Here is a 16,637-nt window from a genome sequence, read left to right on the forward strand (position 1 = left end):
CAGGCCTCGGTCGTGCGCGTCAGGCCTTGATCGTGCGCGTCAGGCCTCCGTCGCCGTCTCCGCCTGGGCGGCGCCCTGCGCGTCCTCGATCGACTTGCGGACCTCGTCCATGTCCAGCGCGCGCGCCTGACCGATCACGTCCTCCAGGGCGGCCTCGGGCAGCGCGCCGGGCTGGGCGAAGACCGCGACATTGTCACGGACGATCATCAGCGTGGGGATGGACCGGATCTCGAACGCGGCAGCGAGTTCCTGCTGAGCCTCCGTGTCGACCTTCGCGAAGACCAGGTCGGGGTGGCGCTCCGCGGCACCCTCGTAGACCGGGGCGAACTGCCGGCACGGACCGCACCAGGAAGCCCAGAAGTCGATCAGGATGAAGTCGTTGTCGGTGACAACCTGATCGAAGTTTTCCTTGGTGAGCTCAACAGTGCTCATGACGTGCTACCTCTTCCTGATGTCCGGCGGACTCGCCCCCGACAACGGTGCCTGGGGCCGTGCTATTCCTGCCCCTGCCCATGTGGCCAGGACGCACACCCGGGACCAGACTGGCTCTATGACAGAACCTGTGGAGTACGACGTCGTGGTGGTGGGCGCGGGCCCTGTCGGCGAGAACGTGGCGGACCGTGCGAGGGCGGCGTGTCTGAGCACGGCGGTCGTGGAGAGCGAACTGGTCGGGGGCGAGTGTTCGTACTGGGCGTGCATGCCCAGCAAGGCCCTGCTGCGCCCGGCGATCGCCCGTGCCGACGCCCGCCGCACGCCGGGCCTGAGCCAGTTGGTACAAGGGCCGCTCGACGCCGATGCCGTCCTTGCCCATCGAGACGAATACGCCTCCCATTGGAAGGACGACGGCCAAGTCGCCTGGCTGGACTCGATCGGCGCCCGCCTCTACCGCGGACAGGGCAGGCTGCACGGCCCGAAGAAGGCCGTCGTCGACGGCCCCGAGGGGGAGCACCACGTCCTGACCGCCCGGCACGCCGTGGTCGTGTGCACCGGCAGCCGCGCCGTCCTGCCCGACATCCCGGGCCTCGTCGGCGCGAGGGCCTGGACCAGCCGCGAGGCCACCAGCTCCTCTCGCGTGCCAGGGCGGCTCGCGGTCGTCGGCGGCGGTGTGGTCGGCACGGAGATGGCGACCGCCTGGCAGGCCCTCGGCTCCCAGGTCACCCTGCTGGTCCGCGGCGGGGGACTGCTGCCCCGGATGGAATCCTTCGTCGGCGAGCACGTCGCCGAGGCCCTGACCGAGGGCGGCGCACAGATCCGTACGAACACGTCCGTGAAGTCCGTCGAGCGCTCCAACGGCGCCGGCCCCGTCACTCTCGTACTGGAAGACGGCGAGCGTATCGAGGCCGACGAGGTCCTCTTCGCCACCGGCCGCGCCCCCCGGACCGACGACATCGGCCTGGAGACGGTGGGGCTGGAACCGGGCTCCTGGCTGCCCGTCGACGACAGCTGCCGCGTCGAGGGCAGCGACTGGCTCTACGCAGTCGGCGACGTGAACCATCGCGCGCTGCTCACACACCAGGGCAAGTACCAGGCCCGTATTGCCGGAGCCGCCATCGCGGCGAGGGCGCAGCGCGTCCCGCTGCTGGAGACCGACCGCTGGGGCGCCCATACGGCGACCGCCGACCGTTCGGCCGTCCCACAAGTCGTCTTCACCGACCCCGAGGCGGCGGCCGTGGGCCTCTCCCTCGCGGAGGCCGAGGCGGCGGGCCACCGCGTCCGCGCCGTCGACCAGGACCTGTCCTCGGTCGCGGGAGCCAGCCTGTACGGCGACGGCTACCGAGGCCGCGCGCGCATGGTCGTCGACCTCGACCGCGAAATCCTGCTGGGCGTCACCTTCGTGGGCCCGGGCGTCGGCGAACTGCTGCACTCGGCCACGGTGGCGGTGGCGGGTGAGGTGCCGGTCGACAGGCTGTGGCATGCGGTGCCCGCGTATCCCACCATCAGCGAGGTGTGGTTGCGTCTGTTGGAGTCGTATCGAGGCTGAGGCAGCGACCGCGGTCTGCACGTGCATGACGTGCAGACCGGCTCGCTTCCGATCGGCTCAGGACGCGTTGGACGTCTTGGGCATGTCGCCCTTGGTCGTGTTGATGTCGATGACGGAGAACGCCGCACCCTGCGGATCGCTCAGCGCCGCAAACCGGCCGAACGGGCTGTCCATCGGCCCGAACCGCAGCGCCCCGCCCCGCTCGGTCGCCGTCGCCACCGCCGCGTCGCAGTTCACGACGGTGAAGTACACGTTGAGGTACGGCGGCACCTCGGGCGGGAAGTCGGCGTCTTCCATCTTCATGCGCCCGAGGACCGTGGAGTCGCCGAGGTTGTAGAGCTTGAAGTCGATCGCGTCGTCCTCCACCCGCTGCACGCTGTACGGGAAGACGGCGGGGAAGAAGGCGTCCGACTTCTCGGGCTCCCGGGTGAACACCTCACCCCAGACGTACGCGCCCGGCACGGCCTTCGCCTCGAAGCCCTCGTGCGTACCCGCCTGCCACGCCCCGAAGACGACACCGCTCGGATCGCGGGCGAGCAGCATCGACCCGAATTCGCCGACCTGCATCGGCTCCATCAGCAGCTCGCCACCGTTGTCACGGATCTTCGCGGCGGTGGCGGCGACGTCCGGCGAGGCCAGATACAGACACCACGCCGACTGGCCTTCCTGGCCCGGCATCGGGGGCACAACGGCGGCGACCGCCTTGCCGTTCGCGTACGCCTGTGTGTAATTGCCGTACTCCGACGAAGCTTCGCCGAAGGTCCAGCCCAGCACGTCACCGTAGAAGCTCTTCGCGCCCTCCACGTCGGTGAACATCGCATCAGCCCAGCACGGCGTGCCCTCAGGATGTACGGCCATAGCTCTGCCTCCCGCTCGGTGCGTGGTCCCCTTTTGCCACGCTAGCCAGCTGACGGCCAACCCGCCCGCCGAGCGCGTGGCGCAGGCCCCTCGATGCGGGACCTCATGCGGCCGGTCAATTCAGAGGCTCCAGCGCAGCACTGCCCCCAGCCCGCCCGCCGGGCCCTGCATGCCCTCGGGAACCAGCAGCACCTCGGCGTCGGCGGCCGCGGCGGACCGCAGCAGGGCGTCGTCCGCACGTGCCTGTACGGGCTTGGCGACGCCTATCGCCTGCGCCTGGCCGCGCTGCACGGCGACCTCGTCGACGCCGGGTCCGATCCACACATCGCGGCCCGCGTCGGACGCGTCCTGCGCGAGCAGCAGCGTGGCCACCTGGTGGCTGCGGGCAGCGTCCACGACGGCGGGTACCCCTTCAGCGGCTTCTCCGCGACCGGTGTCGACGGAGGCCGCGCGGTGCTCGCCCGGCCTGCCGCGTCCGATGCGGAAGCGCTCGAGGGCGCTCTGGAGCCGGTCGCGCGTGTACTCCTCGCAGGCCTGGGCGATCTGCCGGTCGAGCACGCTCTTCGAGGCACCGGGGGACCTGCTGCCGTTCTCGGCCTCGACGGTGACGGCCCGGATGCGCTCGGGCAGCCGGTTGTACACCGCCCTGCGCTCGCGGGAGTCGCCGGTCAGAATCAGCAACTGTGCGCCGCTGCCGGGCCACTGCCTGGCGAGCTCGCCCGCGATGGTGTCGGCGGTCTCGTTCCAGTTGTTCTCGACCTTGTTCCGGAAGTGCCACTCGCCCGTGGGGACGCTGCGCTGTCCTCGGCCCCGCTCCTTGCCGTTCGCCTGCCCCACGGCCTCGCGGCGGTGCGCGTCGCGCAGCTCCAGATCGGCGCCGGTGCGGTCGATGTACGCCACCAGGCACGACGGCTCGTCGCCCCGCAGGCCGGCCAGCGGCGCGACGTGCGGCAGGACCGACCAGGTCGCCTCGATGACGGTCGGGGTCACGCTGAGCGGTATGTCGAGCACTACCTCGGCGCCCGCTGCGAACAGCGCCCGGCCGGGTGGTGCCCCGGAGACCGGCTCGTGGGTGAGCCTGTCCATCAGCGCCCTGATGGTGTAGGCGTCGGCGCCCGCGTCGATGAGCTGCGACGCGACGGAGCGCTCACGGAGCTTCTGCAGCTTCTGGGCCTCCTCGGTCGCACGCGTGGTGTCGATGTACACAGAGGCCCAGGGGCCTGGACGGTCGAAGAGCGGCTTGAGAAAACCAAGTTCCATGATCTCCCCCAGGCTCGTGGAGGGTGAGTACTACCAGATTACGACGATGTGCCGGTAGAGCCCTCTTTATGGAGGAATCGAGCTTTTGTGGAGAAATCAAGGCAATCGCGGCAGTGACGGATCCGGCCTGTGCGATCCGTCGGCCGCGCCCGGGCCCCGGTACCTGGTTACGCCACCCGGTCCTCGCTCGCGGTGGGCCGGTGCGCGGTGATCATCCTGTGCAGCTCTTCGGACGCCGCCCGGCCGAAGGCCGGATCGTTGATGTGGGTATCGAATTCGAGCAGTTCGGTCGTGCTGCCCCGTAGCCCGTCACGGAGCGAGGTGAACAACGCGTCGTCTGCGTGCGGATCGTGATACGGGCCTCCAGGGCCGCCGAGCGTGGAGAGCCCGCGCCGGGGCAGGCACACCGCCGTCGGCCCGGTGGCGGCCCGCAGTTTCGCGGCGACGCCGCGGCCCAGCTCGGCGCACTCCGCCGCGGTGGTGCGGATGACGGTGATGGACGGGTTGTGCACGCGGACTTGGCGGTCCCGGAAGCGCTCCGGGAGGGTGTCGAGCGGCCCGAACTTGACCATGTCCAGGGCGCCCAGGCTCACCACCTGCGGTATGCCCTTGCGCCCGGCGGCCCGGAGTCGGTCGGGTCCGGCGGTCAGGATGCCGCCCACCAGGTCGTCGGCGAGCTCACTGAGTGTCAGGTCCAGGATGCCGGCGAACAGTCCCTGTTCGGCGAGTGACTCCAGGGTCCGTCCGCCGGAGCCGCTGGTGTGGAAGACCAGGACCTCATATCCGAGTTCGGTGAGCCGCTCCCGGGCGGCGTCGACGCCCGGTGTCGTCACGCCGGCCATCGTCGCGGCCACCAGTGGCCTGCCGCCGGCCCCGAGATCGGCCGGCCGTACAGCCCGTGACGCCGCCGCGAATGACTTGGCCATCGCGGTGATCGCGTCCACCGCGTTGGCGAGGATCGGTGCCGAGACGGTGTTGATCCCGGCGATGTCGACGATGCTGTACATCATCGTGATGTCGGTGGAGCCGACGTACGGCGAGACATCGCCCGAGGCCATCGAGGACACCATCAGCTTCGGCACACCCAGCGGGAGCGACCGCATCGCCCTGGTCGCGATCGAGGTGCCACCGCTGCCGCCGATGGCCAGCACACCGTGCAGCCGGTTCTCGGCGTACAGGCGAAGGACTGTCTCGGCGGCCCCGCGGGCCATGGTGGTCACGGCAGCGCCGCGGTCCCCTTCCTCGCGGAGCAGTCCCAGGTCGGCGCCCGCCGCCTCGGCCACCGCGTCGCGTGGGATGTCGGGCCGCACGAGGGGCTCCCCGATGACGCCCGCATCGATGAGCACCACCTCAACACCCAACCGCAGCAGCCGGTCCCGGAGCCAGCCGTACTCCTCGCCCTTGGTGTCCAGAGTCCCCACCAGCACAACGATCGCCATGTCTCTTAATGTTCGCGCCAATTCCGAGCGTGACAAGGCCTGATTTGGGATGAGCACTTTTCGGCCGAGGGTGTGCACTTGCCGCGGGACGAGCAGTGGGGGGTACGCCGGTTCCGCACCTGGTCACGGGCCGCCGGAGGCAGTTGCGGCGCGATGATCGCCGTCGGGCATGCCGGCCGCGTGACCGTGCTCTCCGGCTTCCTGCCCATCTGGGCGATCACCGCTGTCGGTTGGGCGGCCGGGCGGTTCAATGTGCTCGGCGGTCAGGCGCAGACCGTGCTGGGGCGGTTCGCCTTCGCGTTCGCCATGCCCGCGCTGCTGTTCCTGACGCTGTCCAGGTCACAGGTGCCCGATCTGGCCACCCCGGGCATCGCGGTGTTCGCGGCCAGCCTCCTCATTGTGTTCGCCGTAGGCCTGCTGCTCACCTGACGGGCAGCGACTGGCGAGCACCGCCTTCCGCGACTCCTTCCGGGACGCCTTCCGCTTCCGGGACTCCTTCCGGGACCGGATCCCCGGACATCGCCGCGGCCATCCGCAGATGCGGCGCGGCGTCCTCGGGCCGCCCCTGCCGCTCCAGCGTGCGGCCCAGCATCAGCCGCGCGTAGTGCTCCACCGGGCTGAGTTCCAGCACGGCGCGCAGTTCGGCCTCGGCCTTGCTCAGCCGCGCCGAGTGGTAGTAGGCGCGGGCCAGCAGCAGACGCGGCGCGATCTGCTCCGGCGCCTCCTCGACGAGACCACCCAGAATGCGGGCTGCCGTCATGTACTCCTTGGCGTCGAAGAACATCTGTGCCCGGTCCCACCGATCGGCGGCGGTGCCGAACTCGTAGTAGGTGTCGTTCACTTGCCCTCCTCCTCAAGGACTCGTCCTGCTGCGTGCACCCACGTCAACACAGAATGATGGTTGAACATTCCACTATCCTTTGGGGCGTGGGGGCTGCCGGCTCGCACCCGTACAGGAATAGGTTGAGCGCCATGAGCAATCTCGATCGTCAGGCCGCCCTCTCCGTCTGCGGCGGTCGTGGCTTCGTCGTCGCCGAGCCCGTCCGTGAACTTCTCCATCCCCGCCGAGTCCAGCTCGGCGAGTCCACCGAGGTCCGCCGACTGCTGCCCAACCTCGGCCGCCGTATGGTCGGCGCCTGGGCCTTTGTCGATCACTACGGGCCTGACGACATCGCCGACGAGCCCGGAATGCAGGTCCCACCCCACCCGCACATGGGCCTCCAGACCGTCAGCTGGCTGCACGACGGCGAGGTGCTGCACCGCGACAGCACCGGCAGCCTGGCGACCATCCGCCCCCGGGAACTAGGCCTGATGACCTCCGGGCGCGCGATCAGCCACTCCGAGGAGAGCCCCAAGCCGCACGCGCGTTTCCTCCACGGAGCCCAGCTCTGGGTCGCGCTCCCCGACGCGCACCGCAGCGTCGAGCCGCAGTTCCAGCACCACACGGAGCTGCCGACCGTCACCGCGCCCGGCCTGACCGCCACGGTCATCCTCGGGGCCCTCGACGGCGCCGCCTCGCCCGGCACGACGTACACCCCGATCGTCGGCGCCGATCTGGCGCTCGCCAGGGGGACCGAGACGAGCCTGCCGCTCGACCCCGACTTCGAGTACGCCGTGCTCGCCATGTCCGGCGAGGCCCATGTCGACGGCGTGCCCGTACTGCCGGGCGCGATGCTCTACCTCGGCTGCGGCCGTACGGAACTCCCGCTGCGGGCCGAATCCGACGCCGGGCTGATGCTCCTCGGCGGCGAGCCGTTCGAGGAGGAGATCGTCATGTGGTGGAACTTCGTCGGACGCTCGCATCAGGAAATCGATGAGGCTCGGAAGGCATGGGTAGAGGGGGCCCGGTTCGGTGAGGTGAAGGGTTACGACGGAACTCCGCTGACGGCTCCCGAACTCCCGCCGGTGCCTCTGAAGCCGCGCGGACGAGTACGTTGACCTGGCGCTACAGGCACTGGCCTCGGTGTTGAAGGTGCGAGTGCCGGGCTCCTTCGCCTGCCATGCGGCACGAGGTGCCCGCGCCTCGAAGTGATCCACTCTGTCGCGGGGAACGAGTTGCCGGTGTTGGCGCCTGTGACCAGGTCTGATCAGACTCCTGCTGACCCTTTGCCGACCCTGCTGACGAGTGGGCGACGTGCTGTCTCCAGGGCCTGTACGCGTACGCGAGACCGATGACGTCGACTGCGTCGTGGGGCAGCCGACCTGCCTGGATCCGGTGGACGACGACGGTGGCCCGGTCGACAAGGCCGATGTCACGTACTGGGGACTGTGCCCGCGGTGCCGTCCGGAGGCCGGCTGACCGCGCGGGCACGCTCACCGGCTCGCCCCTGCACCGACCGCGACCCTCCCGACGTCGCGCTGGATGCGGACGGTGCCGAGATCCTTCGGGCTGAGGACGTCCAGGTCGGCCGGCGCGGGCCGACCTGGACGTCATGATCAGACGAGGTCGAACCGGTCGAGGTTCATCACCTTGTCCCACGCCGCGACGAAGTCGTTCACGAACTTCTCCTTCGCGTCATCGCTCGCGTAGACCTCCGCAAGCGCGCGCAGCTCGGAGTTCGACCCGAAGACGAGGTCGGCACGGCTGCCGGTCCACTTGACCTCGCCCGTGGCGGCGTCGCGACCCTCGAACGTGCTCGCGTCCCCGGACGTCGCCTTCCACGTCGTACCCAGGTCGAGCAGGTTGGCGAAGAAGTCGTTGGTCAGCGACCCGGGGGTCGTGGTGAAGACGCCGAGCGACGAGTCCTGGTAGTTCGCGCCCAGGACACGGAGGCCACCGACGAGGACCGTCAGCTCGGGGGCGCTCAGGTTCAGCAGGTTCGCCCGGTCGGTCAGCAGGTACTCGGCCGGCAGCCGGTTGCCCTTCCCGAGGTAGTTGCGGAACCCGTCGGCGGTCGGCTCGAGCGCGGCGAACGACTCCACGTCCGTCTGCTCCTGCGACGCGTCCACGCGGCCCGGCGTGAAGGGGACCTCGACGTCGAAGCCGGCGTCCTTGGCGGCCTTCTCGACGCCGGCAGCACCGGCGAGGACGACCACGTCGGCCAGCGAGATCTGCTTGCCGCCGGTCTGGGCCGCGTTGAAGGACTCCTGGACGCCCTCCAGCGTGCGCAGCACCGTCGCCAGCTGGTCGGGCTCGTTGACCTCCCACCCGCTCTGCGGCTGGAGGCGGATGCGCGCGCCGTTGGCGCCGCCGCGCTTGTCGCTGCCGCGGAAGGACGAAGCCGACGCCCACGCGGTGGACACGAGCTGGGACACCGACAGACCCGAGGCCAGGATCTGGCCCTTGAGGGAGGCGATGTCCGCCGCGTCGACGAGCTCGTGCGTCACCGCGGGCAGGGGGTCCTGCCACAGCAGCGTCTCGGACGGGACCTCGGGGCCGAGGTAGCGCACGACCGGGCCCATGTCACGGTGGGTCAGCTTGAACCACGCGCGGGCGAAGGCGTCCGCGAACTCGGCGGGATTCTCCAGGAAGCGCCGCGAGATCTGCTCGTAGGCCGGGTCGAACCGGAGCGAGAGGTCGGTCGTGAGCATCGTCGGGGCGTGGGTCTTCGACGCGTCGTGGGCGTCGGGCACGGTGCCCGCCCCGGCGCCCTCCTTCGGGCGCCACTGGTTCGCACCGGCGGGGCTCTGGAACAGCTCCCATTCGTGGCCGAACAGGATCTCGAAGAAGCTGTTGTCCCAGGTGATCGGGGTGTTCGTCCAGATACCCTCGAGACCGCTGGTGATCGTGTCGCCACCCTTGCCGGTGCCGTAGGCGTTCTTCCAGCCGAGGCCCTGCTCCTCGATCGAGGCGGCCTCGGGGTCGGCGCCCACGTTGTCCGCAGGGCCCGCACCGTGGGTCTTGCCGAAGGTGTGACCGCCCGCGATCAGGGCGACCGTCTCCTCGTCGTTCATCGCCATCCGGCGGAACGTCTCACGGATGTCGCGGGCCGCGGCGAGCGGGTCCGGGTTGCCGTTCGGGCCCTCCGGGTTGACGTAGATGAGGCCCATCTGGACCGCGCCGAGGGGGTTCTCCAGCTCCCGGTCGCCGGTGTAGCGCTCGTCGCCGAGCCAGGTGCTCTCGGGACCCCAGTAGACGTCCTCGTCGGGCTCCCAGACGTCCGCACGACCGCCGCCGAAGCCGAAGGTCTCGAAGCCCATCGACTCCAGGGCGACGTTACCCGCGAGGATCATGAGGTCGGCCCACGAGAGACTCTGGCCGTACTTCTTCTTGACCGGCCACAGCAGGCGGCGGGCCTTGTCGAGGTTCCCGTTGTCCGGCCAGCTGTTGAGGGGGGCGAAGCGCTGCTGGCCGGCCCCGCCACCGCCGCGGCCGTCGCTGATCCGGTAGGTGCCCGCGCTGTGCCACGCCATCCGGATCATGAACGGGCCGTAGTGGCCGAAGTCGGCCGGCCACCAGTCCTGCGAGGTCGTCAGCACCCCCGCGATGTCCTGCTTCACGGCCGGGAGGTCGAGGGTCTTGAACGCCTCGGCGTAGTCGAACTCCTCGCCGAGGGGGTTGGCCACGGCGGGGTTCTTGGCGAGGATCTTCAGATTGAGCCGCTCCGGCCACCACTGGCGGTTTCCGCCGCCCTGAGTCGGGTGCGGGGCGCGTCCGTGCGCGACCGGGCAGCCACCTCCGCCCTCCGCCTTCGCGTCTACGACGATTGCATCATGGTTCTCAGACATTGGAATCCTTCCGGACTGGGCGGATCATGTTGCTCAGGAACTGCGGGCGGTGGATCAGTCGGGGCACAGGCCCCAGTAGGTGACCTCGGCCTCGTCGATCGAGAAGCCGTGGTCGTCGGGCGCGGTCAGGCAGGGGGCCTCGCCGACCGCTCAGTCGACGTCAGCGACGACACGGCGCGTCCCCCGAACCGGGCCTGGCTGCTGACCGGTTCGAGGCGGCGTACGAGTCCCGCCGCGGTGAGCGCGTGAAGGGCCTCACCCAAGACTTGAAGGGAGATATGGCCCACGCGGGCGGCTGTCACCCGCAAGCCTGCACCGCGCAGCTCCTCGGTGGTGGTCCCGTCACGTCTCTGTCTCCTGCCGTACTGGAGTCTTCCTGTCTCTTGGCTATCGCCGGAACCGATCCTACGATGGACAGAGTCCAGGTCAACAAGCGTGCCAAACTCGTATTCAATCGGAACCCGGACGTCCACCGGTAAACTTCGGGTATCCCACCGAACTTGAATAGGTGAACCGATATGAGTGACCTGCTGGAGCGACTGCGAGGGCGTGGCTGGCGGATGACCTCCCAGCGGCGTGTCGTTGCGGAGGTCCTCGACGGCGACCACGTGCATCTCACGGCCGACGAGGTGCACGCCCGCGCGGCACAGCGGCTGCCCGAGATCTCCCGCGCGACCGTCTACAACGCCCTGGGCGAGCTGGTCTCCCTCGGTGAGGTCATAGAGGTCTCCACCGACGGCCGTGCCAAGCGCTACGACCCCAACGCACACCACCCGCACCAGCACCTGGTGTGCTCCAACTGCGGCACCGTCCGCGATGTCCACCCGACCGGCAATCCGCTGGCTGACCTCCCGGCCGAGGAACGGTTCGGCTTCATGGTGTCCGAGGTCGAGGTCACCTACCGCGGGCTGTGCCCATCCTGCGCCTAGGTCGTGTCCGCAGGATCAACGGCAGCGGGAGCGGGGCGAGTTCGCCAGGCTCGACGCGGGGCTGGATGCGGCGTCCCGGTGTCCTGGATGAACGCCAGGTAGGTCCGGACGACAGCGAACAGGACGCGCGGGCTCTCCCGCTGGGAGAAGGTGCTGATGGCCTTGAACTGCGTGACCGTCGCCTCGATCGGAAGCTGGGTGTGGCGGTTGATGCCCTCGTGCAGCGCGAGCAGTAGCAGGCTCGATGGGCGTGATGTGTCGGACGGTGCGGAAGGCGGTGGACTCGCCCTTGCCGGAGCCGCGCAAGAAGCTCCCGCCCCGGGGCCACCGCCTTGGACTGTGCCGACGTCTGCTCCGACCGGCGTGACGTAGCTCCCGCCGGTCGGAGATCGACGCCAGCGCTACTGATCGGTACCGTCCACGGGAACAGCGGATGCCGATCCCGGCAGCCGGAATGACGTCGCCACCTTGAGGCCGCGCGCCCGCAACACGACAGGGGACATTGATGTTCCGCAAGGTATTGGTCGCCAACCGCGGCGAGATCGCGATCCGCGCCTTCCGCGCGGCGTTCGAGCTCGGCATCTCCACCGTGGCCGTGTTCCCCTACGAGGACCGCAACTCGCTCCACCGGGCCAAAGCCGACGAGGCCTACCAGATCGGTGAAAAGGGCCACCCGGTGCGGGCCTATCTCTCGGTCGACGAGGTGATCAAGGCCGCGCGCAAGGCCGGTGCCGACGCCATCTATCCGGGATACGGCTTCCTGTCGGAGAACCCCGACCTCGCCGCCGCGTGCGCCGAGGCCGGGATCACCTTTGTCGGGCCCCCCGCTTCCGTACTGCACCTCACCGGCAACAAGTCCCGCGCGGTGGCGGCCGCCCGCGAGGCCGGGGTTCCCGTACTGAAGTCGTCGGAGCCGTCCACGGACGTGGACACGCTGGTCGGCGCGGCCGACTCCATCGGGTTCCCGGTGTTCGTCAAGGCTGTCGCCGGCGGCGGCGGGCGAGGAATGCGGCGCGTCGCCGAGCCCGCCGAGCTGCGGGAGGCGATCGACGCGGCGATGCGCGAGGCAGAGTCGGCGTTCGGAGACGCCACCGTCTTCCTGGAGCAGGCCGTCGTCAACCCGCGCCATATCGAAGTGCAGATCCTCGCCGACGCCCAGGGGAACGTCGTCCACCTGTACGAGCGGGACTGTTCGGTGCAGCGGCGCCACCAGAAGGTGGTCGAGATCGCGCCCGCGCCGAATCTCGACCCGGAGCTGCGCGCGCGCATCTGCGCCGACGCCGTCGCGTTCGCCAGGCACATCGGGTACGTCAACGCGGGCACCGTGGAGTTCCTGGTCGACGAGCGTGGCAACCATGTCTTCATCGAGATGAACCCCCGTATCCAGGTGGAGCACACGGTCACCGAGCAGGTCACCGGACGGGACCTGGTGATCGGGCAGCTGCGGATCGCCGCGGGAAGGACGCTTCCGGAACTGAACCTGACGCAGGACGACATCGTCCTCACGGGCACGGCCCTGCAGTGCCGTATCACCACTGAGGATCCCGCCAACGGTTTCCGACCCGACACCGGCACCATCTCCGCGTACCGCTCCCCGGGCGGCCCCGGTGTACGGCTCGACGGCGGCACCGTCCACACCGGCGCCGAAGTGTCTGCCCACTTCGACTCGATGCTGGTCAAACTGACCTGCCACGGCCACGACTTCGCCAACGCCGCCCGCCGCGCACGGCGTGCGATCGCCGAGTTCCGTATCCGCGGAGTCGCCACCAACCTGCCCTTCCTCGGCGCCGTGCTCGACCACCCCGGCTTCCGCGAGGGCCATGTCACGACGAGCTTCATCGCCGAGCATCCGGAGCTGATCCGGGCGCGCCCCTCGGCCGACCGCGGAAGCCGCATGCTCACCTATCTCGCCGAGACGACCGTCAACCGTCCCCATGGCCCGCGTCCCCAGGTCATCGACCCGGCCGCCAAGCTCCCTCCCGCCTCACTGGGCAGTCCGCCCGCCGAAGGCTCCCGGCAGCGCCTCGCGGCACTCGGGCCGGAGGCGTTCGCAGCGGAGCTGCGCGCGCAGCGGGCCGTCGCGGTGACGGACACGACCTTCCGCGACGCGCACCAGTCCCTGCTGGCCACCCGGGTGAGGACGCGCGATCTGCTGGCCGTCGCCCCGTATGTCGCCCGCACCGCACCGGAGCTGCTGAGCCTGGAGTGCTGGGGCGGCGCCACCTACGACGTGGCCCTGCGCTTCCTCGCCGAGGATCCCTGGGAGCGGCTCGCGGCCCTGCGGGAGGCGGTGCCCAACATCTGTACGCAGATGCTGCTGCGTGGGCGCAACACCGTCGGCTACACGCCCTACCCCGTCGAGGTGACCGAGGCCTTCGTCGCCGAGGCAGCGGCGACCGGCATGGACATCTTCCGGATCTTCGACGCGCTCAACGACGTCTCGCAGATGCGGCCCGCCATCGATGCCGTACGGTCCACCGGCACCGCGCTGGCCGAGGTCGCCCTGTGCTACACCGCGGACCTGTCGGACCCGGCCGAGCAGCTGTACACGCTCGACTACTACCTGCGTCTCGCGGAGCAGATCGTCGAGGCCGGTGCGCACGTACTGGCCATCAAGGACATGGCCGGACTGCTGCGCCCGCCCGCCGCCCGCACCCTGGTGACCGCGCTGCGCGAGCGCTTCGACCTTCCGGTGCATCTGCACACCCATGACACGGCGGGCGGCCAGCTCGCGACGCTGATCGCCGCGATCGACGCGGGCGTCGACGCCGTCGACGCCGCCGTCGCCTCGATGGCGGGCACCACCAGCCAGCCGTCCCTGTCGGCGCTCGTCGCGGCTACCGACCACACCGAGCGCGCGACCGGGCTCTCACTCGACGCGGTCGGGGGACTCGAGCCGTACTGGGAAGCCATGCGCAAGGTCTACGCGCCCTTCGAGTCGGGGCTCGCCTCGCCCACCGGGCGTGTCTACCACCACGAGATCCCCGGCGGACAGCTTTCGAACCTGCGCCAGCAGGCCATCGCGCTCGGCCTCGGCGACCGCTTCGAGCTGATCGAGGACTGCTACGCGGCCGCCGACCGGATGCTGGGCCGGCTGGTCAAGGTGACCCCCTCCTCGAAGGTGGTGGGAGACCTCGCCCTGCACCTGGTCGGAGCCGGGGTCCAAGCGGCCGACTTCGAGTCCGACCCCGGAAAGTTCGACGTACCGGACTCGGTGGTCGGATTCCTGCGCGGCGAGCTGGGCGACCCGCCCGGAGGCTGGCCCGAGCCGTTCCGTACGCGCGCACTCCAGGGCCGCCCCGCGCAGGCCGAGGCCCCGACCTTGTCGGACGAGGACCGCCAGGGACTGGGCCGGGACCGGCGGGCGACGCTGAACCGGTTGCTGTTCCCCGGCCCGACCAAGGAGTTCGACGCCCACCGCGAGGCCTACGGCGATACCTCCGTACTGCCCACGCAGGACTTCTTCTACGGCTTGGAGCCGGACACCGAGCACACGGTCACCCTGGGGGCCGGTGTCACGCTGCTGATCGAGCTGGAGGCGATCTCCGAGGCCGACGAGCGGGGCTTCCGTACGGTGCTGGCCACGCTCAACGGCCAGCTGCGCCCGGTGCCGGTGAGGGACAAGTCCGTCGCCACCGAGGTCAAGGCCGCGGAGAAGGCCGAGCGCGGCAACGACCGGCATGTCCCCGCGCCGTTCGCGGGCGTCGTGACGCTCCAGGTGGAGGAGGGCTCTTCGGTGTCGGCGGGTCAGACGGTGGCCACCATCGAGGCGATGAAGATGGAGGCCTCCATCACCGCCCAGTGCGCGGGCACGGTCGCGCGGCTGGCGATCGGAAAGATCCAGCAGGTCGAGGCGGGCGATCTGCTCATCGAGATCGGCTGACGCCTGCTTCGTGCGGGCGTACGCGGCCGGCCCGGGTGAGGTTCCCGGGCCGCCGCCCCCGTAGGGGAGTCGGTCGGCCGTCAGACTTCGGCATCCTGGATGAGCATCGCGATCTGGACGCGGTTGTTCAGGCGGACGTGTCGCTGACTACGCGGGGTGCTCCTGGGCCCGGGTGTTCAGGCACCGCACGGCGATGGCCGCGATGTCGTCGTTGAGCCTTCCGCCGCTGTAGTGGAGCAGGTCCCGGTGAAGCCGGTCGAGCAGCTCGCGGGGCGGCGCCGGGCCTTGCTGCCGGATCCAGTCCGGCAGCGGGAAGAACTCGCCGGTGCGGTCCCGGGTCTCCGTTACGCCATCGGTGTAGAGCAGCAGCTGGTCGCCCGGAGCGAAGGCGGCGGCGTCGACGCAGTAGCGGTCTCCGATGAGCGTCGCGAGGTTGAGGGGCGGCGAGGGGGCGGTGGGCTCCAGGACGCGGATCTCCCCGCGGTGCACGAGCAGGGGCGGGGGGTGCCCGCAGTTGAGAAGTCTGACGTGGCCGCCGCCGTGCGGAATCTCGGCGATAAGCGCGGTAGCAAAGCGCTCCGGCAGGTCCTGGCCGGGGAACGCAGCGCTGTAACGGGTGATGCTGGTCTCCAGGCGATGGATGATGCCCCTCAGATCGGGCTCGTCGTACGCGGCCTCCCTGAAGCAGCTGATCACCGCCGCGGCCGCCCCCACCGCGGGCAGGCCCTTGCCTCGTACGTCGCCGATGAGCAGCCGGACCCCGTACGGTGTGTCGGCTGCCTCATAGAAGTCCCCGCCGATCCGGGCCTGCTCCTGGGCCGCCAGATACAGCGACTCGATCTCGACGTCCGCGATGCGGCGCGGCAGGGGGCGCAGCAGCACCTTCTGGGCTGCGTCGGCGACGAGCCGGACGTGGAAGAGTGTCTCCTCCCGCTGGAGTCGGACACGGCTTGCATATGCGGCCGCCAGGGTGACCGCGACGATCGCAGCCGCCGTGTATGGCGTCCCCAGGTCGGTGTAGAAGAAGCTGAGGCTGATCATGACCAGCAGGCAGAACGTCCCCAGCAGGATCGTGGGGAGCACGGGCCACATCGCGGCGGCGAGGGCGGGTGCGGCGGGCAGGAGGCGGCTGAAGGCGATCTCCCTCGGTGTGGAGAACGCCAGGCCGGCGATGAGGACGGTAAGGATCACCGGTGACAGCAGGGCAGCTTCCCACCGGCCGCCGTAGGGAGGACGACGGCGCCGCAGCCGCCCGGGCGTGATCACAAAATGCATCATATCGGTGCGAAGAAGACCTTTATCCACTCCGAGGTCCGAGCAGCTGGGCTTCGACGGCGGCGTTGCGTTTCTCAGCGAGTCGGCCCGTAGGAGCCGTCCGGCTCCTCGTCCACGGTCCCGTCAGGCCACAGGAGCGTGTACGACCACCCTCTGCCGGCCCTCTTCATGGGGATGCACCCGAAGCTGCTCAAGGGCCATCCCTCGCCGCATCCCCGGTCTCCGGATTGCATCCTCGTACGTCTGTATGAGCGGATGCTCGTCGTAGGGCGAGACCGGCGTCGGCGGGCGCGGCACGTCCCGGCCGCAGGCGACGCGGTGGTTCTCCTACTGCAACGCGCCGT

General features: G+C 70.0%; 12 protein-coding genes and 2 pseudogenes. 6 read left to right on the top strand and 8 right to left on the bottom strand.

All coding sequences use genetic code 11. From position 1 onward, the window contains the following. Positions 1–39 precede the first annotated feature (39 nt). Positions 40–432 carry a thioredoxin gene (trxA, locus tag ACZ3H8_RS05215; RefSeq protein WP_356230838.1) on the bottom strand — a complete coding sequence of 131 codons (393 nt, stop codon included), beginning with the start codon at positions 430–432 and terminating at the stop codon, positions 40–42. Positions 433–550: 118 nt separating this feature from the next. Here trxA and ACZ3H8_RS05220 point away from each other — a divergent pair, with 118 nt between their 5' ends. Next, entirely contained in the window at positions 551–1,981 is a 1,431-nt protein-coding gene (locus ACZ3H8_RS05220) for a dihydrolipoyl dehydrogenase family protein (protein ID WP_467397547.1), read from the top strand. A gap of 57 nt (positions 1,982–2,038) precedes the next feature. On the opposite strand, the gene ACZ3H8_RS05225 is transcribed toward ACZ3H8_RS05220, so the two are convergent. From ACZ3H8_RS05225 to ACZ3H8_RS05235, 3 genes are all read right to left on the bottom strand, one after another. After that, positions 2,039–2,839, bottom strand: a complete 801-nt coding sequence (locus tag ACZ3H8_RS05225; protein ID WP_467397549.1) for a VOC family protein — start codon at positions 2,837–2,839, stop codon at positions 2,039–2,041. Between the two features lie 120 nt (positions 2,840–2,959). Further along, the gene (locus ACZ3H8_RS05230; protein ID WP_467397552.1) at positions 2,960–4,099 is read right to left on the bottom strand and encodes a baeRF2 domain-containing protein; all 1,140 of its coding nucleotides are present in this window, start codon (positions 4,097–4,099) and stop codon (positions 2,960–2,962) included. A 167-nt stretch (positions 4,100–4,266) separates the two neighbouring features. After that, entirely contained in the window at positions 4,267–5,538 is a 1,272-nt protein-coding gene (locus tag ACZ3H8_RS05235) for a Tm-1-like ATP-binding domain-containing protein (RefSeq protein ID WP_467397556.1), read from the bottom strand. Between the two features lie 78 nt (positions 5,539–5,616). Here ACZ3H8_RS05235 and ACZ3H8_RS05240 point away from each other — a divergent pair, with 78 nt between their 5' ends. Next, positions 5,617–5,967: an AEC family transporter gene (locus ACZ3H8_RS05240; RefSeq protein ID WP_467397558.1), complete on the top strand. Its 351-nt coding sequence runs from the start codon at positions 5,617–5,619 to the stop codon at positions 5,965–5,967. A gap of 79 nt (positions 5,968–6,046) precedes the next feature. Here ACZ3H8_RS05240 and ACZ3H8_RS05245 read toward each other — a convergent pair. Continuing rightward, a pseudogene (locus ACZ3H8_RS05245) lies at positions 6,047–6,379 on the bottom strand (tetratricopeptide repeat protein); the annotation flags it as partial. A 131-nt stretch (positions 6,380–6,510) separates the two neighbouring features. Between ACZ3H8_RS05245 and ACZ3H8_RS05250 the strand changes: the two are divergent. Further along, the gene (locus ACZ3H8_RS05250) at positions 6,511–7,476 is read left to right on the top strand and encodes a pirin family protein (protein WP_467397561.1); all 966 of its coding nucleotides are present in this window, start codon (positions 6,511–6,513) and stop codon (positions 7,474–7,476) included. 187 nt (positions 7,477–7,663) lie between these two features. Continuing rightward, positions 7,664–7,837, top strand: a complete 174-nt coding sequence (locus tag ACZ3H8_RS05255) for a hypothetical protein (RefSeq protein WP_467397563.1) — start codon at positions 7,664–7,666, stop codon at positions 7,835–7,837. Positions 7,838–7,974: 137 nt separating this feature from the next. On the opposite strand, the gene katG is transcribed toward ACZ3H8_RS05255, so the two are convergent. Together katG and ACZ3H8_RS05265 are read right to left on the bottom strand one after the other, a co-directional pair. Continuing rightward, on the bottom strand, positions 7,975–10,206 hold the full coding sequence (gene katG / locus ACZ3H8_RS05260) for a catalase/peroxidase HPI (RefSeq protein WP_467397567.1): 2,232 nt from the start codon (positions 10,204–10,206) through the stop codon (positions 7,975–7,977). 54 nt (positions 10,207–10,260) lie between these two features. Beyond that, positions 10,261–10,529: pseudogene (locus ACZ3H8_RS05265) on the bottom strand (hypothetical protein). A gap of 195 nt (positions 10,530–10,724) precedes the next feature. On the opposite strand from ACZ3H8_RS05265, the gene ACZ3H8_RS05270 reads away from it, so the two are divergent. After that, positions 10,725–11,135 carry a Fur family transcriptional regulator gene (locus ACZ3H8_RS05270; protein WP_467397570.1) on the top strand — a complete coding sequence of 137 codons (411 nt, stop codon included), beginning with the start codon at positions 10,725–10,727 and terminating at the stop codon, positions 11,133–11,135. Positions 11,136–11,640: 505 nt separating this feature from the next. Further along, positions 11,641–15,018, top strand: coding sequence for a pyruvate carboxylase (locus ACZ3H8_RS05275; protein ID WP_467397573.1), 3,378 nt, complete (start codon positions 11,641–11,643; stop codon positions 15,016–15,018). Between the two features lie 147 nt (positions 15,019–15,165). On the opposite strand, the gene ACZ3H8_RS05280 is transcribed toward ACZ3H8_RS05275, so the two are convergent. After that, entirely contained in the window at positions 15,166–16,284 is a 1,119-nt protein-coding gene (locus ACZ3H8_RS05280) for a PP2C family protein-serine/threonine phosphatase (protein ID WP_467397575.1), read from the bottom strand. Positions 16,285–16,637 lie beyond the last annotated feature (353 nt).

Source organism: Streptomyces sp. NPDC002868 (assembly GCF_055563295.1).